The organism is Paraburkholderia sp. RL17-337-BIB-A, from assembly GCF_046025895.1.
GTDB lineage: Bacteria > Pseudomonadota > Gammaproteobacteria > Burkholderiales > Burkholderiaceae > Paraburkholderia > Paraburkholderia fungorum_C.
The window spans coordinates 304,229-327,589 of the sequence record NZ_JARESY010000004.1 but is presented as its reverse complement, the minus strand read 5'-3'; the positions used below and the strand labels follow the sequence as shown (position 1 = coordinate 327,589).

General features: G+C 59.9%; 22 protein-coding genes. 10 read left to right on the top strand and 12 right to left on the bottom strand.

Features of this window, described 5'->3' with window-relative positions; genetic code table 11:
• Window positions 1-19: 19 nt before the first annotated feature.
• Window positions 20-226, top strand: coding sequence for a hypothetical protein (locus tag P0D84_RS46625; RefSeq protein WP_408349561.1), 207 nt, complete (start codon window positions 20-22; stop codon window positions 224-226).
• A gap of 61 nt (window positions 227-287) precedes the next feature.
• Window positions 288-1,997 (top strand): transglutaminase-like domain-containing protein, encoded by a 1,710-nt coding sequence (locus P0D84_RS46620; RefSeq protein WP_408350689.1) that lies wholly within the window; start codon window positions 288-290, stop codon window positions 1,995-1,997.
• Here P0D84_RS46620 and P0D84_RS46615 read toward each other — a convergent pair.
• The 9 genes from P0D84_RS46615 to P0D84_RS46575 form a co-directional block, all read right to left on the bottom strand.
• A complete protein-coding gene (locus P0D84_RS46615) occupies window positions 1,994-2,815 on the bottom strand; it encodes a cyanophycinase (protein ID WP_408350686.1) in 822 nt (273 codons plus the stop codon). The genes P0D84_RS46620 and P0D84_RS46615 overlap by 4 nt on opposite strands.
• Window positions 2,816-2,971: 156 nt before the next feature.
• Window positions 2,972-3,847 (bottom strand): cyanophycinase, encoded by an 876-nt coding sequence (locus P0D84_RS46610; protein WP_408349553.1) that lies wholly within the window; start codon window positions 3,845-3,847, stop codon window positions 2,972-2,974.
• 535 nt (window positions 3,848-4,382) lie between these two features.
• On the bottom strand, window positions 4,383-5,162 hold the full coding sequence (locus tag P0D84_RS46605; RefSeq protein WP_408350682.1) for a hypothetical protein: 780 nt from the start codon (window positions 5,160-5,162) through the stop codon (window positions 4,383-4,385).
• Between the two features lie 316 nt (window positions 5,163-5,478).
• Window positions 5,479-6,258, bottom strand: a complete 780-nt coding sequence (locus P0D84_RS46600) for an IclR family transcriptional regulator (protein WP_408350679.1) — start codon at window positions 6,256-6,258, stop codon at window positions 5,479-5,481.
• Window positions 6,259-6,323: 65 nt separating this feature from the next.
• Window positions 6,324-7,649 carry an MFS transporter gene (locus P0D84_RS46595; protein ID WP_408350676.1) on the bottom strand — a complete coding sequence of 442 codons (1,326 nt, stop codon included), beginning with the start codon at window positions 7,647-7,649 and terminating at the stop codon, window positions 6,324-6,326.
• The gene (locus P0D84_RS46590; protein WP_408350673.1) at window positions 7,646-8,320 is read right to left on the bottom strand and encodes a maleate cis-trans isomerase family protein; all 675 of its coding nucleotides are present in this window, start codon (window positions 8,318-8,320) and stop codon (window positions 7,646-7,648) included. Before P0D84_RS46590 ends, P0D84_RS46595 begins: the two co-directional genes overlap by 4 nt.
• Window positions 8,321-8,439: 119 nt before the next feature.
• Complete coding sequence (locus P0D84_RS46585) at window positions 8,440-9,789, bottom strand: MFS transporter (protein WP_408350670.1); 1,350 nt, start codon at window positions 9,787-9,789, stop codon at window positions 8,440-8,442.
• Between the two features lie 25 nt (window positions 9,790-9,814).
• Window positions 9,815-10,678 (bottom strand): amidohydrolase family protein, encoded by an 864-nt coding sequence (locus P0D84_RS46580; RefSeq protein WP_408350667.1) that lies wholly within the window; start codon window positions 10,676-10,678, stop codon window positions 9,815-9,817.
• 205 nt (window positions 10,679-10,883) lie between these two features.
• The gene (locus P0D84_RS46575) at window positions 10,884-11,789 is read right to left on the bottom strand and encodes a LysR family transcriptional regulator (protein WP_408350664.1); all 906 of its coding nucleotides are present in this window, start codon (window positions 11,787-11,789) and stop codon (window positions 10,884-10,886) included.
• Window positions 11,790-11,926: 137 nt separating this feature from the next.
• On the opposite strand from P0D84_RS46575, the gene P0D84_RS46570 reads away from it, so the two are divergent.
• The 4 genes from P0D84_RS46570 to P0D84_RS46555 are packed head-to-tail and all read left to right on the top strand — an operon-like array spanning window position 11,927 to window position 16,028.
• Window positions 11,927-13,258, top strand: coding sequence for an MFS transporter (locus tag P0D84_RS46570; RefSeq protein ID WP_408350661.1), 1,332 nt, complete (start codon window positions 11,927-11,929; stop codon window positions 13,256-13,258).
• A 1-nt stretch (window position 13,259) separates the two neighbouring features.
• On the top strand, window positions 13,260-13,754 hold the full coding sequence (locus P0D84_RS46565) for an ureidoglycolate lyase (RefSeq protein ID WP_408350658.1): 495 nt from the start codon (window positions 13,260-13,262) through the stop codon (window positions 13,752-13,754).
• Between the two features lie 14 nt (window positions 13,755-13,768).
• A complete protein-coding gene (locus P0D84_RS46560) occupies window positions 13,769-14,695 on the top strand; it encodes a polysaccharide deacetylase family protein (RefSeq protein ID WP_408350655.1) in 927 nt (308 codons plus the stop codon).
• Window positions 14,696-14,732: 37 nt separating this feature from the next.
• Window positions 14,733-16,028: an amidase gene (locus P0D84_RS46555; protein ID WP_408350652.1), complete on the top strand. Its 1,296-nt coding sequence runs from the start codon at window positions 14,733-14,735 to the stop codon at window positions 16,026-16,028.
• 121 nt (window positions 16,029-16,149) lie between these two features.
• Here the strand turns inward: P0D84_RS46555 and P0D84_RS46550 are convergent, their stop codons facing one another.
• Both P0D84_RS46550 and P0D84_RS46545 read right to left on the bottom strand, forming a co-directional pair.
• The gene (locus tag P0D84_RS46550) at window positions 16,150-17,205 is read right to left on the bottom strand and encodes an alpha/beta hydrolase (RefSeq protein ID WP_408350649.1); all 1,056 of its coding nucleotides are present in this window, start codon (window positions 17,203-17,205) and stop codon (window positions 16,150-16,152) included.
• A gap of 122 nt (window positions 17,206-17,327) precedes the next feature.
• Window positions 17,328-17,480: a hypothetical protein gene (locus tag P0D84_RS46545; RefSeq protein WP_408350646.1), complete on the bottom strand. Its 153-nt coding sequence runs from the start codon at window positions 17,478-17,480 to the stop codon at window positions 17,328-17,330.
• A gap of 747 nt (window positions 17,481-18,227) precedes the next feature.
• Between P0D84_RS46545 and P0D84_RS46540 the strand changes: the two genes are divergently transcribed.
• Together P0D84_RS46540 and P0D84_RS46535 are read left to right on the top strand one after the other, a co-directional pair.
• On the top strand, window positions 18,228-19,178 hold the full coding sequence (locus P0D84_RS46540; RefSeq protein ID WP_408350643.1) for a YVTN family beta-propeller repeat protein: 951 nt from the start codon (window positions 18,228-18,230) through the stop codon (window positions 19,176-19,178).
• A 69-nt stretch (window positions 19,179-19,247) separates the two neighbouring features.
• Complete coding sequence (locus P0D84_RS46535) at window positions 19,248-20,255, top strand: sterol desaturase family protein (RefSeq protein ID WP_408350640.1); 1,008 nt, start codon at window positions 19,248-19,250, stop codon at window positions 20,253-20,255.
• A gap of 57 nt (window positions 20,256-20,312) precedes the next feature.
• Here the strand turns inward: P0D84_RS46535 and P0D84_RS46530 are convergent, their stop codons facing one another.
• Window positions 20,313-21,242: a LysR family transcriptional regulator gene (locus P0D84_RS46530; RefSeq protein WP_408350637.1), complete on the bottom strand. Its 930-nt coding sequence runs from the start codon at window positions 21,240-21,242 to the stop codon at window positions 20,313-20,315.
• A 452-nt stretch (window positions 21,243-21,694) separates the two neighbouring features.
• Here P0D84_RS46530 and P0D84_RS46525 point away from each other — a divergent pair, with 452 nt between their 5' ends.
• Together P0D84_RS46525 and P0D84_RS46520 are read left to right on the top strand one after the other, a co-directional pair.
• A complete protein-coding gene (locus P0D84_RS46525) occupies window positions 21,695-22,435 on the top strand; it encodes an SDR family NAD(P)-dependent oxidoreductase (protein WP_408350634.1) in 741 nt (246 codons plus the stop codon).
• A 28-nt stretch (window positions 22,436-22,463) separates the two neighbouring features.
• Entirely contained in the window at window positions 22,464-23,339 is an 876-nt protein-coding gene (locus tag P0D84_RS46520; protein WP_408350631.1) for an amidohydrolase family protein, read from the top strand.
• The last annotated feature ends 22 nt before the right edge of the window (window positions 23,340-23,361 follow it).

Genomic DNA, 23,361 nt, shown 5'->3' with positions numbered 1-23,361 from the left:
CCGAACCGGACAAATGAAAATGGACGATAAATTGCTCCTCTACAACGACAACGAAGCCACGCTCGACGCCGCATCGAAACGGAAGATAGCTGTCGAAGTCGCGCTCGAACTGATACGGCTGGATACGGCGAACGGATCCTCGCGCGATTCCCTGGATACCAATTTGAGGCATCTTTCCGATTACGCCGATCGGATTCAACAAGCATTGGCGCGCAAGGAGACGTAACGGTCAGACGCACCGCAAGCACCGGCGCTGTACTTCGCCTATCGAACCGACAGGAGGACTGATGGTCACCGCGATAAGACCGCTTTTTGAAAAAAACATCAGCTCGATCGATAGCAATGAGGAGGACGCGATCTTTGTTGTGGACCCGGAGCTCGGCGGGCTGGGCAGGATCGATGTCCGCACGGGCCTCTTTCAGTGCCTGCTCAATTTCAAGCATTTCAATGAGTTCGAGGGAGCGGCGGCACTATGCATGCGGCCCGACGGTACGATCCACTATTGCCGTTCCAATCTGATCCATACAGTTAGCATAGAAAACGGCTCGGTACATGCCGCAACGGATCCGATCACGATCGATGCTGCGCAGAGCATCGTCGGGTTGTGCTGGCAGGACGGCCGATACTACGTCGCCGACGTGACGGGCAGCCTCCTTGTTGTCGAGAACAGCGAGGTGATACAGACGGTTCGCATTGGAAACGGCATCAACGACATGACGCTGCACGGCGATCGGCTCCTGATACTTCGCGGCGTCAGCCGTACCGTCCATATCGTTGATCTTGACGGAACACCTGTCGCGTCGGTTACGGTACCGCATGACGGCGCAGTGGGCATAGCCGCTGTCAAGACGTCCGATGCCAAAGAGCCGGGCGTTTATGTGTATTACAACCAGTGCAATTGGGACGTGTTCGACGACGCGGGCTCGGAGCTGACGTCAAACGGGAGCGCCAATATCAAGCTCAGAAACGCCCGCGATGGATTCATCGAGCGGCTCGACTATCAGCTCGCGGATCTCGGCCGGGGAAACAATTTTTGCCTGTCGGGCGGCTATGAAATCGAGTTCACCTATGCCGAAATGCTCAAGCCTATTGGCGATGTCATCGACGAGCTGGAAGGCGTCAAGCTGTGCATCAGACTGTCGATACCCATCGACACGCCGAGGCAAAAAGTCAAATCGATCGAGACGATCGGCGATATTCCCGCGGTCGTCACGGAGGACGAGGAAGGTAACGCAATTGTCGAGTTTGATCTGACCGGAATAAGGCTGGACAAGGAATGTCGCATTTTTGGCTACCACGCGATCATCGAGGCTTACAGTATCCGGTACAAGCTGAACGGCGCGAGTAAGGACGACTATCCTGCCGATATCAGGCGGCGCTTTCTGAAAGAAGAGTCCCGCTATGACATGGGCAGGCAGGAATTGAAAGATATTGCGGAGCGTCTGCTTGCATGCATTCCCACGCAAGGGCGTGGCGATGTGGTCAGAATTGCTAAAGCCGTACGCGAATATGTTTATAGCCGGCTCGGCTATCGCTACAACAGCAGATATTCGAGCCCCGTCGAGACGTTGCGGCTCGGCGAGGGAACATGCGGCAAGTACATGGAGTTGATGATCGGGCTGCTGAGGCTTTGCGGCGTCGCTTGCCGGCCAGTCGGCGACTTCAAGGTGCCAGAGTACAAGCTGAGGTATGTGCCGGTCGGCTCGGTATGCACACCCGATAACGATCACGCGTGGGTGGAATTCTATGTGCCGGAGGTCGGATGGGTTCCGATGGAGAGTTCGTCGGATGGAGTTCCGGAAAAACACGACCGATTCTTTGGTGCGCTGTCGTGGGTCTATATAGAAAACAGCAGGACGGAAAAGATGTGCAAGATATGCAAGCCGGGCTCGTGGGACAACATCGATCAGGACTTGCGGTATTCGGAACTATTTATTCCGGAGATTCACATCAGAATCCTCAAAGCGCTCAGGCCGTCATTCGATCCGTCACACTAATGCCCGATGCTGGCCAGATGCGCAGACATGTCGTAGACGTTGCCATCAACCAGAATGTCGAGGTGCAGGCCGATCATGCTCACCGGCGCATGGCGGCGATCGGGATGAATCGCGGAGTGCTGGAGTTGCGAGGTATCGACAACGGTGATGCCTCCCGTCCCCACGACTTGCAGCTTCTGATCCGGACCGATGAATGCAGCGGTGTCTTCATCGAGCCCGATGCCGATGGCATCCGGATTGTAGGTCAATGCCATCAGCATGCGCCCGAGCCGGTCCTGGTGGCGAAAATGTTGATCGATAACCAACTTGTCGATCAGGCATAAGCCCGGTGCCAATTCGACTAGATCCGCGCGGGGCGTCGTGCCACCTTTGCCGGCTGCGATCATTTGCCTTGGCAGAAACGCTGCGCCGGCCGAGACGCCGGCAACGGGCATACCCTTTGCATTCCGGCGGATTATTTGCTGAGCGAAGGGCGTTGCGCTGAGCGTCTCGGAGAGGCGGGCCGGATCGCTTCCGATCAGGAAAACCCCGTCGACGCTGCCGAGCGAGTCGTCGCTTGCCATTTCGCAATCCGCTCGACTCTCGAAGTTGAATGCACTGACGCGATGAACGCCGAGATCACGGAATACGCGTTCATAACGGTCGCCGAAATCCTCTTCATCAGAGGCCGCCGAAACAATGGCGATGTGCGCGCGGGAGCCCCCGCAAAGCTCAGTGAAACGGCGCAGGATAGGGGCCTTGCGGGCCGCTTTGCCGTCACCGCCTACGGCGACGATAAAACCTCTTGTCCCGGCCGCGAGCGCTCTTGAACGATTCAAACCTTCACCTCTTAACTCAGAACCGGCAGTCTCACACCGTCACGGTCCTATAGATGGAAGCGCGGTGACACTCCGGGCAGGCGCAGAAGGGCGCCAGCGTTTGGCAACGAACCGATCGCGCTGTCAACGGAATCGGTCAGCGGATAATTCCAACAATCACGTCAACGCGGTGGCGTTCAGGCAGCCCGTGTCGTGGCTCTTTGCGGTGAGCCCTGAGCGCAGCAGCGTATGGCTTCCCAAGTCGTACAGGTTGCCGTCAGTCAGGATATGAAGGCGTACTCCGGTCAATCCTACGGGTTTGCCATGGCGGGTCGAATCGGCGGCGAAGTTGTGCAGGCTCGACCCTTCGATGATGGTGACGCTCCCCGTACCGACCACTTCGAGCGTGTCGTCCGGACCGATGAACGCAGCCGTATCTTCGTCGAGCCCAATGCCGGCTCCGAAGGGGATCGACGCGACCGCGGTGAGCAGGCGCCCGAGCCGGTCACGCTGGCTGAAATGCTGGTCGATTACAAAGCGGCTGACAAGCCCTAAGCCCGCTGCGAGGTCGACCATGCCGGCACGAGGCGTGGCGCCGCTCCTGCCGCCGGCGATCATCGCGCTCGACATTGCCGAAGCTCCGGCAGATGTGCCGGCGATGTGCATGCCATGCAAATTACGGCTACAGAGCTTTTGCGCAGCCGACGTGCCGCTCAGCATCTCGGCGAGGCGCACCTGATCGCCGCCCGTCATGAAGACGCCATCGGCGCGATCGAGCACCTCAAGGTATTGCTGCGACTCGCAGTCCGCGCGGCTTTTGAATGGCAGGATGCTGATCTGTCCGGCACCAAGATCACCGAACACCGATCCATATGCATCGCCCGTATTGTCCAGCGACGATGCCGTGGGAATGACCGCAATATGCGCGCTCGGGCCGCCGCACAGTTTGACGAAGCGGCGCAGTATGACGGGGTTCTGGACCCGATTCTCAGCCCCGCCGATCGGAACAATAAAGCCCCGTGTGGGTTTTTTGGGGGATCTTCCCGGACGCATATCTTTTTCCTCGCAAGCCTTGAACATTTTGTCCGCAACGGGTACGGCCCCCGGAGTTGGCCGCTGCGGCCAACTCCGCCCGCTGTCGCGGGTGCCAGTTCCATAAGCGAGAATCGTTCCAATCGAGCCTGCGAGCCATCGCTTCGCGGCCCTGCATCGGACCAGAGGCAGAAAAAATTCCAGTTAATGCGGTGCGCACTACGAATCAATCTCCCATACATTATGGTGCAAAATTGAACCAATGTGGTGCGGATCCGTTGTGTCGCTGAATGCGTACTGCGAAAGAACGACCGCCGGCTCTTCGGCAACGAGCGCCAGAAGAAGATGCTTGTGTCTGTCGTTGCGAGCAGAACTTGCCGCGCTCGCTGCGACCCTACAGACGTGCAGCATGGAATGCTGCACAACACTTACGTGCCCGGCAAACCCTCGCTTTCGACTGAGGATTGTGAGACTCCGTAACATTCTCTCGATCAGGCGACGTATCACCGTAATAAAGCCGGACCGTGTCCAAGGCTCCCTGCCTTCTTGCGAAAGCCTAGTCTCGCGCCATGCGCCGCAGTCTCATTGCGTGCAATCGGTGGGAGAAACCTTTGAACACATTGCCGTCGTGCGGATCGCCGAAATGGAGCAGTACGGTACTGCGTACGCTGGACGGCAGACAAGCCTGATTCGCATGGAGCGAGCGCATGCCCCAGAAGAAATAGAGGTTGCCCGGCGTGAGCGGCACGATTTTCGCCGAAAACCATTGCTGTACGCGCGGCGATCGCCACATCCGTTTCAGCAGTTTCTCTACCAGCAGTTTTTCGAGGATGTTGACGACCGCAAAGCGCCTCGCATTGCGCATATTCGGGAACATGACCAGATGACCCGGGGGTTCATCCGGGCCATTGGGGATCAGAATCGGTAACAGTACGGTTACGACGTACGAGTCGTAGTGAAAGTTAAGCGCGTGACGCAGTCCGTGCGTGCCGGTCAGCACGCGCAGGACCGGCAAAATCCGGTCGCTGGGCGGCAAGGTGCGCATCTTCCGTTCGTAAAGACATCGCAATAGCGCGTGCAAGCCCGCGTCCTCGAATAGCGGATTGAGGCAGGTATTGGCGACCCATGCCTTACCTTCAAAGGCGAAATACTGGCCACCTTGCCGCTCGATCTGATCGGCGACGAAACTGCGCAGCTGCGCGAGAATCGCATCCGGCACGGTATAGTGCAGGATCCCTACGCCGGAATCGTCCATTGATTCGGCCAGTGCCTGCGCGCTCTCTGCGCTCACCGATGCGAATCCGTCGGGCGGTAACCCGTCACTCAATGCGGTCATTGCGGTCCCCCTGGCCTGGTTTCGACAGCGAAATACGAGCTCATGCTCAGCGTATGAACCTTGACGGAAAAATGTGTTGTCTTCCGTGCGAGTTCGTACAGAGATGGACCGATTCGCGCAGCGGGTACTCGTTTTGTTCAGCCTTCCGAATATGTCAGTCGGGCACCTCGAATAACTCGAGGTTTTCGGTCACCCGGACATCATCAGTTCCTTAGCCGAAACGGTGTGGCTTGTTCCCCCCTGACTTTACCGCCGCGCCTCTCGCCGCAATGTCCACGTCCGCGACATGATTATCAACGCCACAAGACGCCTTGAATCAGCCTAACGCACGCGCCGCCAGGACATCACTGATATGCGGCTCCGCGAGCGCCTGGGTGACGGCCTGGCTGGCCACTACGACTTCAGGCGCCAGGGCTGCGAACGCGCGCTTATCCAGACCACGAGTCGAGGCGGCCAGAACCAGGCTACCCACCACTTCGCGCTGCCGGTTGAAAAGCGGTGCGCCGATCAAAGCAATCCCAACGTGAAATTCGCTGACGGTGTGTGCGTAACCCATTGCGCGAATCTCCCGCAGCGTATTGCGAAAGCTCTCCCAGTCGCGGCCCAGGGCTGCGTGCCCGATCGCTTCGCGGTGCTTGAGGAATAGGCTTTTTAGTTGATGATTCGGCAGCCACGCCAGAATAGCCTTGGCGGACGCCCCGGCAAACAGCGGCCGACTCTGACCTCGGTCAAACAGGTTTTCCAGGTTTTCGTTGTTCAACTGGCGTTGAACGCATACCACCGAATCACCGAACAATTCGCACAACAGGGCACTGCAGCCGGTCTTATGTGCGAGGCGCCGGATCACCGGCGTGCCGGTGGTATAAATCGGGTCGGCAACTCGATGAGTACGATCCAGCGCGAGGATGCGCGGGCCGAGTGCATAAGAGCCATTGGCCACCCGGGTCAGAAAACCCGCCTCGTGCATCGCCTTGATATACCGATAGCCGGTCGACGGGGCACATTCCATATGCTCAATCAAAGCATCTGAGGGCCACACGGGCGTGGTGGGCGTGAAAATGTCCAATATGGAAAGCAGGCGAACCAGGCCACTCATAGCGATTGCAAGGAAGGGTCGGTGAAGGGTGTCGAGAGGACTCCATTATGACCGACTCGCGGCACTCAACGTTTGAGACGCCGGGCGCTTCCGGATATGCCAAGCCAGATCATGGACAGTGTGCCGACTACGCACAAGCCCAGGAGTGGCGTGAGAGCCAGTACAAAACTCCCGGTGACGTCACGGATCGCGCCGATCGACCATGATGCAAAAAAGCCGCTCAGGTTGGCCAGTGCGCTGATTTGTGCAATACCGACAGCCGCCACCGGCGGCGGCAACCATTCGGTCGCCATCGACCAGAATGGTCCCTTGCATGCATACGTGCCGACCATGACCACTGTCAGCAGCGTGACCACCGGCCACAGGGCATGTACCAGCAGCATGCCGACGAAACCCACGACCACCATGATCATCGGAACTGCGTTATGCCAGATGCGTTCTCCACGTCGATCCGAACTGCGTGCCCAGACGATCATCGCGAGGGAGGCTGCGACGTAGGGAATCGCGCTGACCAGCCCGGTCTGCAAATAGTCGAGCCCGAGCGAGTTGATGATCAGCGGTTGCCAGATTGCCAGCGCGGTACTCGCGGTAGTGGTGGCGGCGGAAATCAATGTCAGCAGCAACACGCGGCGGTCACCGAGCGTGGTCCACAGGCTGGGTTTATGCGTCAGCAGCAGACTACGCGCGCGGGCCTCCTGCTCGAGCGTGTGGGACAGCCATGCGCGTCCTTGGGGCGGCAGCCATTTGGCGAGGCTGGGCTGATCCGTCAGCCAGAATAGTGCGGCCACACCGAGTGCGACAGTCGGTACGGCCTCAGCCAGAAACAGCCACTGCCAGCCGTGCAGGCCGGCAATGCCATCCGCCTGCAGCAACATGCCGGCAAGCGGTGAGCCGAGCGCATTCGCCACCGGAATTGAAACCATGAAGATGCCGATCATACGTGCCCGGTAGCGCGTCGGAAACCAGTAGGTCAGGTAAAGAATGACGCCGGGAAAGAAGCCTGCTTCCGCGGCGCCGAGCAAAAAGCGCAACACCATAAACGATCTGGGGCCGGCGACAAATGCCATCGCACCCGCCACGATGCCCCAACTGATCATCACCCGGGCAATCCAGCGCCGCGCACCGAAACGCTCCAGTGCCACGTTGCTCGGAATTTCGCAGAAGAAGTAGGAGATAAAGAAGATGCCGCCCGCAAGTCCGAACAGGGTATGCGATAGCCCGATGTCGGCATTCATCTGCAGGCTGGCGAAACCGATGTTGCCCCGGTCTATCACCGATGCCAGATAAGAAACAATCAGGAAAGGCATCAGCCTCCATTGCACGCGGCGCATGGTTTGCGCTTCCAATGTCGCGGCTTCGGACATCGCCTGTCCGGCAGAAGAAGTGCTCATTGGATCTCGCGCGCGAGCAGTGCGCTAACCTGGATCGACGAAAAGAGGGGCTTGGCGGCACTGGCGGACAGCGCTCGCACGACCTCGAGCGTCGGCAACTGCGAGCACGCGACAAACACGGCATCGCAATCGGTCTGTAGGGCGATGCGAGTGCGTTCGGCCACCTGGGCCGAACCGATCGCGGCCAGTTCATCGACGTTTTTGGCTTTGAAACTGGACAGTGAGGCGACCTGGATATCGTATGCCCCGAGAAATGCCGTGAGCCGATCGTTGACCGCGTCGAGGTACGGCGTGACCAACGCGACGCGCTTTACGGCATGCCGGCTCAGCGTGCGGACCATCGCCTGCGCCGTCGTAATGGTGGGCAAGCCGGTGCATTCCGCGATCGCCGAGCCAATCGCCGTATCGGCTGCGGGACCGGCGATAAAACCCGCCGCGGTACAGCCATACACAATCACATCGAGCGCGTCGCGGTGAAACAATCTGGCCAGATCGAGCGCAGCCGCCCGGTAGGCGGGCAGCGTATCGGCATCCAGCATGGCGGCGCCGCGCGCAATTCGCAGGGTCTGGCAGGTTGAGCCTGGCGGCAACCATGCCAGCAGTTCGCCTTCCATGGTGCTGTTGTTGGCCGGCACCATCAGGCCCACACGTAGTGGTCGATCAAGACTCATAGGTACGCTCTCAGGATAGGTGTTTCCGGTTCCGCAAATCTGTTCGGGATGAAATTTGCGAGTGGCTGTGCGACGTCGGGCATGGTTGCCGTCACGACAGTTATGGCGCGTCTTCCTTGCTAGAACCAACGCGCTTTCGACTGCAGCCGCCCGATCATCGCCACGGCCACGACTCCCATCGCACAGAACACCGCGATAGGCAGGATCGCCAGTGGGTAACTACCGGTCGATTGGCGGATCGCGCCGATCAGGGAGGAGGCAAAGAAGCCCGGCAGGCTTCCCAGCGCATTGATTTGCGCAATGCCGGCGGCGGCGACGGTGGCCGGTACCGATTCGGTCGCCAGCGCCCAGAACGGTCCCTTGCACGCATAGGTGCCGACCATGACCAGCACGAACAGAATCACGGTCGCGATGAGGCTCGTGAAATACAGCGTACCGACCATGCCGATCACGGCTAACGTCATCGGTATGACGTTGAACCAGATGCGCTCGCCATGACGGTCGGACATGCGCCCCCAGAGAATCATCGCCAGCGCGGCGGCACCATACGGCAACGCGGTCAACAGACCGGCATTGAAATAGCTGACGTCAAAGGAGCGGATAATCAGCGGCTGCCAGAAGCCCAGCACGGTACTGACGGTGACGGTGCTGCCGCACACGAGCGTCAGCATGAGTACCCGCCAGTCGGACAGCACTTTCCACAGCGAGACTTTGGGTGGTGCGTGCCGCCGGTTCTCGTCACCGGCGAGTCGAGCGATCAGCCAGTCGCGCTGCTCGGCGCTCAGCCAGCGCGCTTGTGCGGGGCTATCGGTCAGCCAATAGAGTGCGAAGATGCCGAGCAGGATCGCCGGGATCGCTTCGATCACGAATAGCCATTGCCAGCCGCGCAGACCCATCACCCCGCCCATGTTGAGCAAGGCGCCTGAAATGGGCGAGCCAAGCAATCCCGCGGCCGGGACGGACAGGACGAACCAGGCCATGACGCGGCTGCGGTAGGCGCTCGGGAACCAGTTCGTCAGGTAATAGATTGCCCCCGGCAAAAAGCCGGCTTCGGCGACGCCGAGAATAAAGCGCGCCGTAAAAAAAGTTTTCGGCCCGATGACTAGCGCGCTCGCCCCCGCCACCAGTCCCCACGACACCATGATGCGCGACAGCCAGCGACGCGCGCCGAAGCGCTCGAGCGCCAGGTTGCTTGGCACCTCGCAGATAAAATATGACACGAAGAAAATGCCGCCGGCGAGCCCGAACATGCTTTGGCTCAGGCCGACGTCATGGCTCATCTGCATAGCGGCGAAGCCGATATTGGTACGGTCGATGACTGAGACCAGATAGGCAATCAGCAAAAACGGCACCAGCCGTTTCGATACCTTGCGCATCGTTTCGACTTCCAGCGCGCTGATTACCGATGACGACGCGCTTGTGCAACCGTTCGACGCAGGTTGAGTTTGGGGCGCAAGGTTCGATTGCATAGCGGCCTCTCAGGAATGAAAGAATTCAGAAGCCGTACAACGTGGCAGGGTTGTCGACCAGCACCTTTTGACGGAGCGCCGGATCCGGCAGCCAGCGCGCAAGCAGGTTGAACAGAACCACCGTATCGTTTTCAGCGAACGACAAGTGCGGATAATCCGAGCCCCAGATCAGTCGATCGGGAGCCGCCTGCGACAACGTCTCGACTAGCGGCGCGACATCGTCGAAACCCGGTTGTGTCGAAATGCGATAGGTGCCAGTCAGCTTGACCCAGCAGCGTCCTTCGCCATGTTTGAGCAGATCGACCAGCCCAGTGAAGCCGGGGGTGGTGATGCCGTCGCGCGCGAGGTTCATGCCCAGGTGGGCAACGCTGAAATTGCTGCGCAGACCTTTCATGTCCGGCAGCAATTCAGCGGTCAGCCAGCCGGGCAACAGGAAATCGAGCGACCAGCCAAGTTCGCTGCAACGGGCGTCGAGCCGCGCAATGCGGCGGCGCATCGTCTCGGAGAAACCGGGTGCTGACGGTTTGATCGGATTGACATTGATGCGCACGCCGCGCACGCCAAGCGCATTCAGACGCGCAAATTCACTGTCGTCGGCGTTTTCGTCGATGTCGACGATACCGCGCCGTATCGCTGGGTCCAGGCTTTGCATGGCGTCCAGCATGCAGGTGTTGTCGCGGCCGTACGCACTGGGCTGGACCAACACCATGCGCTGGATCCCCAAGGCCGCTGCCATCTCGAGATAGTCATCGATCTGTGCCACCGGTGGGGTATAGCGCAACTGCTCGGCCGGGTAGGGGTAGCGATCAGGTGTACCGAATACGTGGAAATGGGTGTCGCACGCCAGCGAGGGCGTTTCAAAGGCGACTTGGGTCGAGCTGTGATGCATCGGGTGGCTTTCGTGGGAAAGAGGTGGATGAACGCGGCGAACGCATATAAGGCCAGACACCATGTTGCATTCGCCATGGAAGGTTTCGTAAACTTTCTCATATAAAGAGAAGTTCTATAACGCGGGTTTTCCCCATATCCCAGTCGTGAGCCACTCGGGAGGACAGCGTGGAAAGGAAAAGCACTATCGGGTTGGGATCTCAGATTTAACGGCTCCATGGCCGAAGAGCCTTCATCGCATCATGTGTTTCAACCAGCAACGCTTCCGCGAGTCGCGTCAGAGGGCGGTCTTTCGAGGAAATCGCCCAGGCGTCGATCGTGTGCTTCGGCCGAAACGGCAGCGCGACAATCTGCTGACCGGTATGGGCGACGGCCGACAGTGCGTCGACCACCGCGACACCGGCGCCGGCGCCTACCAGCCTGCACGCGGTCTCCGAATAGCGTGTCTCGACAGCCACGCGGTACGGCACGCCGGCGTCGCGGAATGCCGCGGCAATCAGCGTGCTGACGCGAGCGAGACTCGACAGACCGATCAGCGGATACGGCGCAAGATCGGCCGGCACGACACGCTTGCGCCGCGCAAGCGGATGTCCATCGGGCACGACGCAAACCATCTCGATCGAGGCGATCTTCACCATCTTCAGCGACTGGTCGAGCTCGGGCTCGAGCGCCATCGCCAGGCCGAAATCGGCCGCCAGCGCTTCGACGCTTTCAATTACCTTGAATGAATCGACGACGTCGCAAAACACCTTTACGTCGGGTTTGCCGATCATAAAACGCTGAATTGCCTGCGGAAGTATCGAGTGACCGAGCTGCGGCGTGGCGCTTACGCGCACATGTCCGAGGCGGTTCTCCTTGATGTCCTCGACGGTCTGGTCGAGAGCCTCGGAATACATGAACATGGCTTCTGACGCGCTGAACAGCAGCTTCGCCTCCTCGCGCGGGACCAGCCGGTTCCCCACGCGATTGAAGAGCGGGAATCCAAGTTCCGATTCAAGTTGGCCGAGCGCAGTGCTCACGGCCGGCTGCGAGATTCCGAGCACGCGGCTAGCACCGACCGTGGTCTGCGACGTCATGACGGTTCTGAAGATACCCAACAGTCTCGTGTTCACAATAACCTTTTCTTATACGGTGTGAATAATTTTCAATAGTTGATTATTGTAAGACCGCTTTTGATAATGCCAGTTATCGCATACCGAAGACCGGATGCGCGCCGTGACGGCTCAACCCCTCAGAACGAGACACCCCGATGAATACAGTCGCAAGCGCCAAGGTTTCCGGTGTCGAACAAGCGGTCATGACAAAGGTGGCATGGAGAATCCTGCCTTTCCTGATGCTGCTTTATTTCGTCGCGTTCGTCGACCGGGTCAATATCGCCTTCGCGTCGCTGCAGATGAACGCGGACGTCGGGCTGTCGAGCGTTGCTTACGGAATCGGGGCGAGTGCGTTTTTCGTCAGCTATTTTCTGTTCGAGGTGCCAAGCAACTTCATCCTCTCGAAGGTCGGCCCAAGAAGATGGATCGCACGCATCCTGGTGACCTGGGGCCTGGTCTCCGGCGCCATGATGTTCGTATCGGGCGAGAAGAGCTTCTATGTACTGCGCTTCCTGCTTGGCATGGCAGAAGCAGGCTTCTTTCCGGGCATTGTGGTTTATCTGAGCCGATGGTTCACCGCGAGTTACCGGGGACGAGTCACAGGCATTTTCATTGTTGCAATCCCGCTGTCGGGCCTGATCGGTGGTCCGATTTCCGGGCTGATCCTCGACGGCATGAACGGCGTGTCTGGCCTGCGCGGCTGGCAATGGATGTTTCTACTGGAAGCCATCCCGGCGGTAGTACTCGGCATCGGTTGTCTATGGTGGCTGGCCGATCATCCCGCGGACGTGAAGTGGCTGAGCACCGACGACAAGGACAGGTTGGAACGCATGCTCGAGAGCGAGCGTCGCGCACTCGAATCGGAGGCGCGCTATCCGTTGTCGGCGGCGTTCGCGAACCGCGCTGTCTTGCTGCTGGCCGGCACGCTGTTTTGCATCGTATTCGGTACGACCGGCATCGCGTTCTTTTTGCCGCAGATCATCAAGAGTTTTGGCTATAGCAATACGGCAGTCGGTTTCCTGAGCGCGGTACCGTATCTTGCTGGCGTGATTGCAATGGTGTCATGGGCGCGCCATTCCGATACCCATCGCGAACGCGTCGCGCATCTGGGCACGGCGACGCTGTTCGGTGCGCTCGGTTTCATTGCTCTCGCGTTCCTGTTGCCCGTGCACTGGGCCGCCATGATCGCTCTGTGCCTGGCGGCGATGGGCGTCTATTCTTCAAACGCGCTGCTATGGACACTGCCTTCCGAATTGATGACCGGTACAGCGGCAGCCGTGGCAATTGGTTTCATTAATTCATTGGCTAACCTGTCTGGTGTGATCGCGCCCAGCCTGTTGGGATGGAGCCGTCAGGTCAGCGGTGGGTTCGCTCTGCCGGCGTGGATTTTTGCGGGCTTTTTAGTCTTGGGAACCGTGCTAACGGTACTCTTTAGTCGCACACCGATGTTCACTACATCGCGACGTGCTTTAGGGAAGGCAGTTTGATATGACGACGGCAGGCGCAGCACCGTACATCGATGTAAAGCCATTGAGCGCGAACGCGTTCGAGGCGTATGGCGAAGTTCTCGAGAACAAGACTGAACAGCGGCGGCGCGATTTTTCGATGCCGTTTGCCGGACTCGACGCCGGCACTACGCCGCGTTTGTGGATTAACCGCTTGCAGCCGAGCCGCACTCGGTCAATCACGATCGATACGATGGAATGCCATCCGCACTCGCAGCAGACCTTCATTCCGATGCGCGAGGTTCCCTATCTGATCGCGGTTGCACTACCCGGCGAAGACGGTCTCCCCGACCTCGCCACGCTCTCCGCTTTTACCAGTGACGGCGGCCAGGGCGTGTGCTATCGACGCTCGGTCTGGCACTTCGCGTTTACGTCGCTCGACGACGTCAATGAGGTCGCTGTGATCATGGCAGACAGTGGCCGCAGCGATGACACCGTCATAACGAGACTGGCCGAGCCGGTTATGGTCGCGCTATAGAGCAGGAGCACGCAATGGACGACAAATACGATCACCTGCAACGGAACTTCACCGGCTATGGACGCCGGCCGCCCAACCCCCGGTGGCCCAACGACGCCCGACTCGCGGTCAATATAGTCATCAACTATGAGGAAGGCTCGGAAGCGTCCTTCCCTGATGGCGACGGCCACTCTGAAAGTGGCCTGGGCGAAGGAGGGGCGGGCGGCTTCGAAGGCCGCGATCTCGCTGCCGAGTCGATGTTCGAGTATGGCAGCCGGGTGGGTATCTGGCGCGTGCTGCGTCTGCTCGAGGAGCGCGGTTTGCCCGCCACAGCGTTCGCCTGCGCGCAGGCGCTGGAGCGCAATCCGGAATTCGCGCAGGTCATCCGCGATGGCGACATTGACGTGTGCAGTCACGGTCGGCGCTGGGTGAGGGCGCAACATCTCACTGAAGAGCAGGAAGCGGAGGAGATCAGGCGTGCCTTCGAATCTATTACCCGCTCCACGGGACGGCCACCAGCAGGGTGGTATTGCCGTTATGCGCCGACCGTTCATACCCGCAAGTTGCTGGTTGAGCATGGCGGATTCATCTACGATTCTGACGCGTATAACGACGAGCTCCCGTACTGGACGACGGTGCAACAGCAGCCGCATCTGGTGATTCCGTATAGCCTGACAAATAACGACGTCAAATTCGCGCGCGGCGCGATGGCAACCGGGGACGACTTTTACACGTTCGTCAACGACGCGGTCGAGATGCTGTGCCGCGAAGGCGCTCAAGCGCCGAAGATGATGTCTATCGGGCTGCACATGCGTTTGATCGGCCATCCTGGCCGTGCCGCGGGACTCGAACGTTTGCTCGACAGCCTCGCGCGGCGGGACGATGTGTGGATGTGTCGCCGCATCGATATCGCGAATCACTGGTTGCAGGAACATCCTTTCAGCGCGGCAGGGCGGAGCTGAAGAAAGTGCGGCGCGGCCAACTACTGACGATCCCGCAATGAAAATAGCAACAGATGCCTATTCCGTCGTCGAGATCTCCCGGCGAGTGCAAACGGGGCTAGACGATTCACTCGATGCAGCGCGCCATGCGCTTTCGGTCATTGCACGGCGGGAACAGGAGTTGTACGCATGGTCGCACCTCGCGTCTGCGAGCGACCTCATTGGCGCGTCTGCGCCGACCGCATCCGGTCCGCTGGCGGGTGTTCCATTCGGCGTGAAGGACATCATCGACGTGGCCGGCATGCCGACCCGATGCGGTTCCGAGGCCTGCAACACCTCGCCGTCCCAATTCGATGCATCCTGCGTCGCCTTGCTACGGCGAGCCGGAGCGGTACCGGTCGGCAAGACCGTGACGGCCGAATTCGCTTATGTGACGCCGGGACCCACGCGCAATCCGGCAAACCGCCAACATACGCCGGGAGGCTCATCGAGCGGCTCAGCTGCCGCCGTAGCCGCAGGCATGGTGCCAATGGCATTGGGCACGCAAACTGGCGGATCGATGATCCGGCCGGCGGCGTTTTGCGGTGTCGTCGGCTTCAAACCGAGTTTCGGGGCGCTCGGCCGCGACGGTATGAAAATAATGTGCGAGTCGCTGGATGTGATCGGCTGGTACTGCGCCGATGTGGCCGACGTGGCGCGGGTCGCGGAAGTCCTGCTCTCCGATGCCCCACCTCCGCTGTACTCGACTGAACATATGCGGACGGTAAAGATCGGTTTTTTGCCGGGCAATCCCGGTCATGTGCTGGAACACGCTGCCCAGGCTGCTCTCGAAGATGCGAGGCGTGCGCTTCGCGATCTGTCGACGGTCGAACTGCTCCCAGAACTAACCGACCCAGCCAGATTTCTCGAAGCGCATTCGGTGATCATGCGTTACGAACTGGCGCGCAGCCTCTTACCGGTGGCCTCGGAGCACGCAGCGCAACTGAGCCGGCCGTTGCGCGAGGCTATCGACCAAGGACTGGCGATGCCGGCGCAGACTTATCGCGAGATGAAGGCGTGGCAACACACGCAGCGTTCACGTTGGGCGGATTACTTCGGCGATGCGGACGTCGTCCTGACGTCGAGCGCTTTGGGCCCGGCTCCCAGAGGGCTCGAATCGACTGGAGCCTCGGCCTTCAACAAAGCATGGTCCCTGCTGGGCTGGCCGTGCATCCATTTGCCCACTGCGTTGAGCGAGGACGGTCTGCCGCTCGGTGTGCAACTGGTCGGGAAGCCGGGGACGGACAGGGAGTTAATTGGCTGGGCACTCGCTCTGCACAAGTTCGTCGATCGGCGAAGCCGCGCCGAACCGTAGGCGTTCGTCCGGATCGCGGAAAGCGCGTGGGTGCAGGTTAGCCGCATCTCACGGGCATCCTGTTGGGATCGGTCTCGCAATCCCTATCGAGAGGAGCAAAAGCGCTCCTCTCGAGTGAGGATCAATGGCCGAGGTGCTTATCGAAGAATTGAGTGATTTCCGCGAATGCCGCTTTGTCCTCAGGTACGCGATCATCCATCTGGTACTGAGCGTGCGACATTCCGTCGAAAACTTCGAGTTGTGCCTCGACGCCGGACTGCTGAAGCTTCTGGTGTACACGGACCGTGTTGCTGAGCAGCAAGTCGCGTGTTCCTGTGGTCAGGATCGCCGGCGGAAAGTCATGCATATCTCCGTAGACGGGTGAGAGCAGCGGGTCCTTCAGATCATGACCGTGCGCGTAGACAACTGCCGCGGCATGACAGAACCCATTGGGCGACACCAGGACGTTGTCCACCTTTTCGTTCGCGTAGAACGAGTCGCCAGTCTTCGTCAGGTCGGACATCGGCGTACCGGGTGCGATCGCACCCGGCATTTTCAGCCCTTCCTGTTTCGCACGCAGCATCAACTCGAGCACGAGCGCGCCGCCGGCCGAGGTCCCGAAAACGCCCACATTCTTCGGGTCGTTCGACTGGAGCACCGACTTATACACAGTCTCGACGTCGTCGAGCGCTGCGGGGAAATATGCTTCGGGCGGCATGCGGTAGTCGACCGAAATGACCTTGTAGTGTCCGAGACCCGCCATGATGATGGCCTCTCCCGTACCCGACTCGCCAGGGTAAAGCTCGTAGCAGCCGCCATGGATATGAATCAGCACCTTGTCGCGATGTTCGGGCGGAATATTTTTGGGCGTCACGATGTGCACCCTCACGCCATTGATCGTCGATGCCTGCACAGTAACGTCCAGACGCTCGCGCATGGCCGGGAGCGTTTGCATGACCTTGGCGGCCTGCGCGTCGGCAGCCGTTCTCCATTGCTCGCCCGTCGTCCACAAGACATTCCATGCGGGGTTGAGTGGCGCCGCGATGAGCTTTTGCAATTGGGGGCTGACTTCCGTCGGCACCGGAATGGTCTTCGCGGGGACTTGACGGGGCGCAAGCGTGCTGTCGTCGGCAAGCGCCGCGCCGGAAACGGAGGCGAAGGCGGCGCACGCGAGCAGGAGGAATTTATTTAACTTCATCGTAGAACTGTCTCTGGTTCGGGCTTGGACGGCCTGGCCGTTCAACGCCGGCGTTGCCGTCCACATCAGGTTGGCTCGCACCGCATAGTTGTGCGGCTGCGTAGGGGATCACTACATTTTTTCTATACTCGGACCAGGCCGGCACGGCTGACGGAATGGAAAGCGCCATAACGGCAGGTTGCAATCGCTTCAGCTTCGGCCTGTGAAGCGGCCTGTGCGAAGGCGACCGACCAACGTCCGCAGCCGGCGCGATAACGGATCGAATAGGTGAACATGGCCATTTCCTGTGGCATTCAATATCGACACGCCGTGGCGCCCCTCGTCGCCGATCCGGAGGGGTTGGTTCCATTCTGGCCAACCGTCGTTAACGCGACCCTGTCTTTCAGATGACATGTTTGTCATCTTGAAGCAAATTGGGCGCGTCGCAGCCATCCACCGATATTCTTCACGACGAACGCTGAATAGCGGACCCACTTTACCGTTGTGCACGCAGCGCAGAGACTCTTCTGGCACTGCACGGTATTCCCGAATGGTAAATAGCAATCCAACGGCATTCGCTTGCGGTGAGTATGCGATGCGGGCGCCTCTCGTTCAATCGAGTGGATGCATCGAAGCATGCCAAACGTACAGCGTTTCATGCCACCCCGAGCGACTGGTTCCTTTTGTGTTCGCGGTCGCGCGGACTGACAGAATTGGGGAGATATTGCCTGGACGTGGGTCGGTTAGAATTTCCCGTCATCATGCGGGCTGCGTCCATCCAAACTGAAAGTATGGATTGTGCGACCACAGTCCTCGGACAAACGATAGATGCTGCGTAGCGCACATGTGAACCTCGCCTGTCGTGTCATCGGCAGCAGCGGTTCAAACGTTAGAAGGGTGACAGTCGCGACCGCGACCGACGAACGTCCGACATTTTTATTACATTCCACCTCAATGTATTTTTCCGCGTGAATACGATCCCAATGCCATTTTCTATCGTTTCCATTACAAGGATCGGAGCGCTCGCCGCGTCGGTATGCGGCATGCTGGCCATAGCGAATTGCGCGAATGCCGCCGATAACGTGATCGTGCTCGATTCTGCTGGCGCGCAACTGACGCTGATCGACGCGGCCACGCACAAGGTTGTCGGCACACAGCCGACCGGCAAGGAACCGCACCATCTGATGATCACGCCTGACGGCCGCTCGCTGATCGTTGCTGATTCGGTGTCGAACAACCTCATGTTTGTCGACCCGCACACCGGTAAATTGCAGCGCACCGTGGAGGGCATTGAAGACCCGTATCAACTAGGCTTCTCTCCGGATCACAAATGGTTCGTCACAGCTGCGCTGCGCATGAACCGCGTCGACATCTACCGCTATGACGGCACGAATATGACGCTGGTCAAGCATATCGAACTGGCGAAGACGCCCAGCCACATGACGTTCGCCTCCGACAACCGCACTGTGTTCGTCACACTGCAAGATTCCGGCGAACTCGCAGCGATCGATCTGCCGACCCAGAAAGTGCTTTGGAAAATGCACGTGGGCAATGAACCCGCAGGTCTGTGGATGACGCCCGGCGACCGCTACCTGCTGGTCGGCATGACTGGCGAAGACGATGTGACCGTGGTGGACTGGCACAAGCAGCAGATCGTCAAGAAGATCCACACGGGCCGGGGCGCGCACAACTTCCGCAACCTCGTCGACGGCAAGCATGTAGTGGTCTCCAATCGCGTCGACAGCACCATCAGCATCATCGACTACACCACGCTCACCAATGCCGGCGATATTACCGGCTTGATGCCCGGACCCGATGACATGGAACTAACGCCCGACAAGCGCTATCTATGGGTGGGATTCCGCTTCGCGAAGCATGTGGGCATCATTGATCTGACCACTCACAAGCTGATCGAGACTATTGCGGTGGGCCGCTCGCCGCACGGCATCTTTTTCGACAACCGTGCGCCGGTCGTGGCGCCTAATCCAGATTAGACGGGGCAAGTTCTCTGAAACCTGCCGTTACATGAGCTCTGGCAGAACTGCTAAAACACGAGGCTTCTGATGTTTCACGAAATCGCCGCACAACTCGACAATATGGTGTCCACGCTGCAGACGCTGTTATATGTCGACGTTGTGCAGCCGTTCTTCTTTCGCTTCGGCTTGATGGGTTACGACGAAGACACCTATGACGCACTGTACTGGGTGATCATCGGCGTGCTGGAAATCGTCGTTATCTATCTCGCGTTACGACCGCTTGAAGCGCTGCGTCCCATCGAACAGTGGCAGGATCGCAAGGCACTGCGCGCGGACGTGATCTACACATGGATCGCAAAGCTGGGCATCATCAACGTTGCGTTCTTTTTCATGTTGCAACCGCTATTCTTTCACTGGCAGAGCCTGATATCGATCTACGGCATACCGAACATCGATATCGACAGCCTCTGGCCAGGCGTGACGGATCAGCCAGTCGTGTCGTTCCTGATCTACCTGATCGTGCTCGATTTTGCCGGCTACTGGTATCACCGCTGGCAGCATCGTTTCGGCGTGTGGTGGGAACTGCATGCGGTGCATCACAGCCAGCAGCAGATGTCGCTGTGGGCCGACGACCGCAACCACTTTCTCGACGACCTCATCCAGGCAGCGTTCTTCGCGGCGATCTCGCTGTTTGTCGGCGTGCAGCCGAGCCAGTTCGTGGTGCTGGTCGCGGTCAGCAACTCCCTGCAGAGCATCCAGCACGTCAATGCACGCCTGCCGTATGGCTGGCTGCTCGAGCGCATCATCGTCAGCCCGATCTTTCACCGCCGCCACCACGCGGTGGGCTACGGCCATGAAGGCACGGCTTACGGCTGCAATTTCGGCGTGCTGTTTCCATGGTGGGACATGATGTTCCGCACCGTTTCATGGAACCCCGCCGTCGAGATGACCGGCATCCGCGACCAGCTGCCTGTGCCGCATGGTTCAGGCCGTTCGTATGGCGACGGATTGATCGCGCAGCAGTGGCTCACGTTTGGCCGGATTGTGAAGCGTCTGCGCGGGCAAAGGAATTACGCGGGTGGCGGCGCGGAGTGAGTGCGGCTGGTTGATCGTCCCGCGAATTCGCGAGCGGCTAGCCCGGCGGTGCCGGGCTTATTCTCGACTCGCGGAGCCGGTAGCGCGCAAGTTGCCAACCTGCCGCCCCAATTGTTCGGCGCGGTGATAGACGGCCTCCATCAACAGCATCGCGCCTCTGGGCGGCGGTGAGAATTTCGAATACACGAACGTCGAAATCATTTCGAGTTCCTCGACGAGCGGGCGCACGGCGCAATCGACGCTGCCCGCCGCGAACTCGTCGACGATAGTCAGTCCCAGTCCGCCTTGTACCAGCGCCAGAGCCTGATCGGCGCGGGTTACGTCGACGACCGAGGTGAGTTCAACATCGGCCTGCTGGCACGCCCTGACGATAACCGTGCCAAACGGAATGTCGCGCCTGAAAAGAATCATCGGTTCGGTCTTGAGATCGGCGAGTGCGATGCGCTCCTTCGCCGCAAGGGGATGATCCGCCGGCAGCGCGCACACCATGCGGCCTCGCATGAACGGCACGACTTCAAGATGTTCGTGCTCGATCGGCATCGACGTCACCGCGATGTCGACCGCCTTGCTTAGCACCTCTAGCGGCATGTCGGACATCAGCGTCGTATGCCAGTCGATCCTGAGCTTTGGCATGCTGCGTTTCAATTCGACGATCGCGGGCGCGACGATCGTCGGTCCCAGCGAAGGGCTGCAGGAGATACGCAACAGGCTTGCCGGACCGAGTGCGAGCGCCCGTGCGAATTCGTCGACGCGCAACGCCGACTGATAGACCTGCTCGACCTCACGAAACAGCGCTTGGGCCTCAGCCGTTGGAATCAGCCGGCCCTTCGACCGTTCGAACAGACGCAGGCCAAGCGTGGTTTCCGTATGCGAGACGAGCTTGCTGACGGCTGGTTGCGAGACATATAGCATCCTCGCCGCCGCGTTGATCGAGCCCGTCAACATCACCGCGCGAAACACTTCCATTTGCCGCAGCTTGAAGCGCATTCATCCCTCCGAAGCCGGCGTCGAGTGATTAACCAAAGGTTATAGGATAGCTGAAACTTGGCATACGACAACGGGGCGATTACTCCCTAGTATCTCCATGAACGCAGGGCGATCGCCTCACCGCGCCCGACAAAACATGGAGACAGCATGAACCCGACCTATCCGCCGTGCGCGCTCGACGCACAGGCCGCCGCGTACGCATCGTCTCCCGTGCATACGCGGGCGCGCTTCGGCACCTCGCGTTGCGCGCGATTGGTACGACGATCACTTACTTCTACCGCAGCGTCGCGGGCATTGCGGCGCCTGCGATGCGCTCGCGTTCATCCCGGCCGTGACGCTGCCCGGGGCGTTCTCATACGTATTCGTCGTCGGCGACATCAGGCGGATCGTTCTGCCCGCCGGCCGTTCTTCGACCCATTGAATCCACTGAATTACAAAAGGGAAGCTTTGCCATGAACCACACACTCGACGGCCAGGTCGCGGTCGTCACGGGCGCGGCACGAGGCATCGGCCTTGGTATCGCGCGACAACTGAAGGCGGCGGGCGCGCGCGTCGCGCTCTGGGATCTCGAGGTCAGCGAATTCGACTCACAGCATGCGGGCTTCGAAGCCGATCATCTGCAGGCCGTGGACGTCTCATCGTACGAAGCCGTGGAGCGCGCATTCGCGGCGACCGTCGAGGCGCTGGGCCACGTCGACATTCTCGTCAACAACGCGGGCATCAATGGCCCGGTTGCGGCGAGCTGGGAGTATCCCGTCGCGATGTGGCAGCGCGTGCTCGCAGTGGATCTGAACAGCGTGTTCTACTGCTGCCGCGTCGCGGTTCCGCACATGCGCGCACGCGGCGGCGGACGCATCCTCAATGTCGCGTCGATCGCGGGCAAGGAGGGCGTGCAGTACATCTCTGCGTATTCGGCGGCGAAAGCGGGCGTGATCGCGTTCACGAAGTCCGCTGCAAAGGAACTCGCGCGCGACAGCGTTCTGATCAACTGCGTCGCGCCCGCGATGGTGGAAACGGAACTGATGCGCGAGATGTCGGAGCAGCACATCGAGGCGAGCAAGGCGAAGATTCCGATGGGCCGCCTTCTGCAGATCGAGGAGGTGGGCAAGATGGTGAGCTGGATCGTGAGCCCGGCATGCAGCTTTACGACGGGCTTCACGTTCGACCTGACGGGCGGGAGGGCCACGTATTGAAACCCACCACCAACCGCACGGAGACGCCATGAGCGTATTCGACGAAGCCAGGATCGATTGCCATTGTCATGCGTTCGATCCCATCCGCTTTCCGTATCGCGACGACACCGCGTATCGGCCCGCGCAACAGGAAGTCGGCACGCCCGCGCAGTTGATCCGCGTAATGGACGCGTATGGCGTGCGCCACGCGCTGCTCGTTGGGCCGACGAGCGGCTACCGCACCGACAACCGCTGCCTGCTCGACGCGCTGGAGACGCACAAAGCCCGCTTTCGTGGCATTGCCGTAGTCGATAACGACATCCGCCGCGACGAACTGGCCGCGCTGCGTCAGGCGGGCGTCGTCGGCGTGGCGTTCAACCCGGCGATGGAAGGTATCGAACTGGTGTTGAGCGCCGGTGCATTGTTCGCCGCGCTCGCGGATCTGGACATGGTTGCGCAGTTGCAGGTTGCGGACGATCAGATGACCAGTCTCGGGCCGTGGCTCGCGCGGCAGCCGGCAACACTTCTCGTGGATCACTGCGGCCGGCCGGACCTTGCCGCGGGTGTTGGGCAGGCCGGCTTCCAGGCGCTGCTGCGCCTCGCCGACACCGGCAGGACCACCGTGAAGTTGTCCGGCTGGCAAAAGTATTCGCGCGTACCGCATCCTTACGAGGACGCATGGCCTTATGCGCACGCGTTGTTGCGCACGTTCGGTCCGCAGCACTGCGTGTGGGGATCCGACTGGCCGTTCCTGCGCGCGCCCGAACGTCTCGACTACGGGCCGCTGCTGACCTTGTTCGGACAGATGGTGCCTGACGTCGCAGTGCGTCGGCAGATTCAATGGGACACACCGCGACGGCTCTTCGGTTTCGATGCGCTTCCAGACACGGCAGACACCACGCATAGCGAATCCGTCGCTTCATAAACCATTTTCTTGACCGTAAAAC

Excerpts from the sequence above, each read along its gene's own strand:
- P0D84_RS46565 (WP_408350658.1), top strand. The coding sequence starts at position 13,260 with ATGACGACGGCAGGCGCAGCACCGTACATCGATGTAAAGCCATTGAGC.
- P0D84_RS46550 (WP_408350649.1), bottom strand. The coding sequence starts at position 17,205 with ATGAAGTTAAATAAATTCCTCCTGCTCGCGTGCGCCGCCTTCGCCTCC.
- P0D84_RS46595 (WP_408350676.1), bottom strand. The coding sequence starts at position 7,649 with ATGAGCACTTCTTCTGCCGGACAGGCGATGTCCGAAGCCGCGACATTG.
- P0D84_RS46610 (WP_408349553.1), bottom strand. The coding sequence starts at position 3,847 with ATGCGTCCGGGAAGATCCCCCAAAAAACCCACACGGGGCTTTATTGTT.
- P0D84_RS46555 (WP_408350652.1), top strand. The coding sequence starts at position 14,733 with ATGAAAATAGCAACAGATGCCTATTCCGTCGTCGAGATCTCCCGGCGA.
- P0D84_RS46580 (WP_408350667.1), bottom strand. The coding sequence starts at position 10,678 with ATGCATCACAGCTCGACCCAAGTCGCCTTTGAAACGCCCTCGCTGGCG.
- P0D84_RS46625 (WP_408349561.1), top strand. The coding sequence starts at position 20 with ATGGACGATAAATTGCTCCTCTACAACGACAACGAAGCCACGCTCGAC.
- P0D84_RS46590 (WP_408350673.1), bottom strand. The coding sequence starts at position 8,320 with ATGAGTCTTGATCGACCACTACGTGTGGGCCTGATGGTGCCGGCCAAC.
- P0D84_RS46560 (WP_408350655.1), top strand. The coding sequence starts at position 13,769 with ATGGACGACAAATACGATCACCTGCAACGGAACTTCACCGGCTATGGA.
- P0D84_RS46520 (WP_408350631.1), top strand. The coding sequence starts at position 22,464 with ATGAGCGTATTCGACGAAGCCAGGATCGATTGCCATTGTCATGCGTTC.
- P0D84_RS46605 (WP_408350682.1), bottom strand. The coding sequence starts at position 5,162 with ATGACCGCATTGAGTGACGGGTTACCGCCCGACGGATTCGCATCGGTG.
- P0D84_RS46585 (WP_408350670.1), bottom strand. The coding sequence starts at position 9,789 with ATGCAATCGAACCTTGCGCCCCAAACTCAACCTGCGTCGAACGGTTGC.
- P0D84_RS46535 (WP_408350640.1), top strand. The coding sequence starts at position 19,248 with ATGTTTCACGAAATCGCCGCACAACTCGACAATATGGTGTCCACGCTG.
- P0D84_RS46620 (WP_408350689.1), top strand. The coding sequence starts at position 288 with ATGGTCACCGCGATAAGACCGCTTTTTGAAAAAAACATCAGCTCGATC.
- P0D84_RS46530 (WP_408350637.1), bottom strand. The coding sequence starts at position 21,242 with ATGCGCTTCAAGCTGCGGCAAATGGAAGTGTTTCGCGCGGTGATGTTG.
- P0D84_RS46525 (WP_408350634.1), top strand. The coding sequence starts at position 21,695 with ATGAACCACACACTCGACGGCCAGGTCGCGGTCGTCACGGGCGCGGCA.
- P0D84_RS46570 (WP_408350661.1), top strand. The coding sequence starts at position 11,927 with ATGAATACAGTCGCAAGCGCCAAGGTTTCCGGTGTCGAACAAGCGGTC.
- P0D84_RS46600 (WP_408350679.1), bottom strand. The coding sequence starts at position 6,258 with ATGAGTGGCCTGGTTCGCCTGCTTTCCATATTGGACATTTTCACGCCC.
- P0D84_RS46540 (WP_408350643.1), top strand. The coding sequence starts at position 18,228 with ATGCTGGCCATAGCGAATTGCGCGAATGCCGCCGATAACGTGATCGTG.
- P0D84_RS46545 (WP_408350646.1), bottom strand. The coding sequence starts at position 17,480 with ATGTTCACCTATTCGATCCGTTATCGCGCCGGCTGCGGACGTTGGTCG.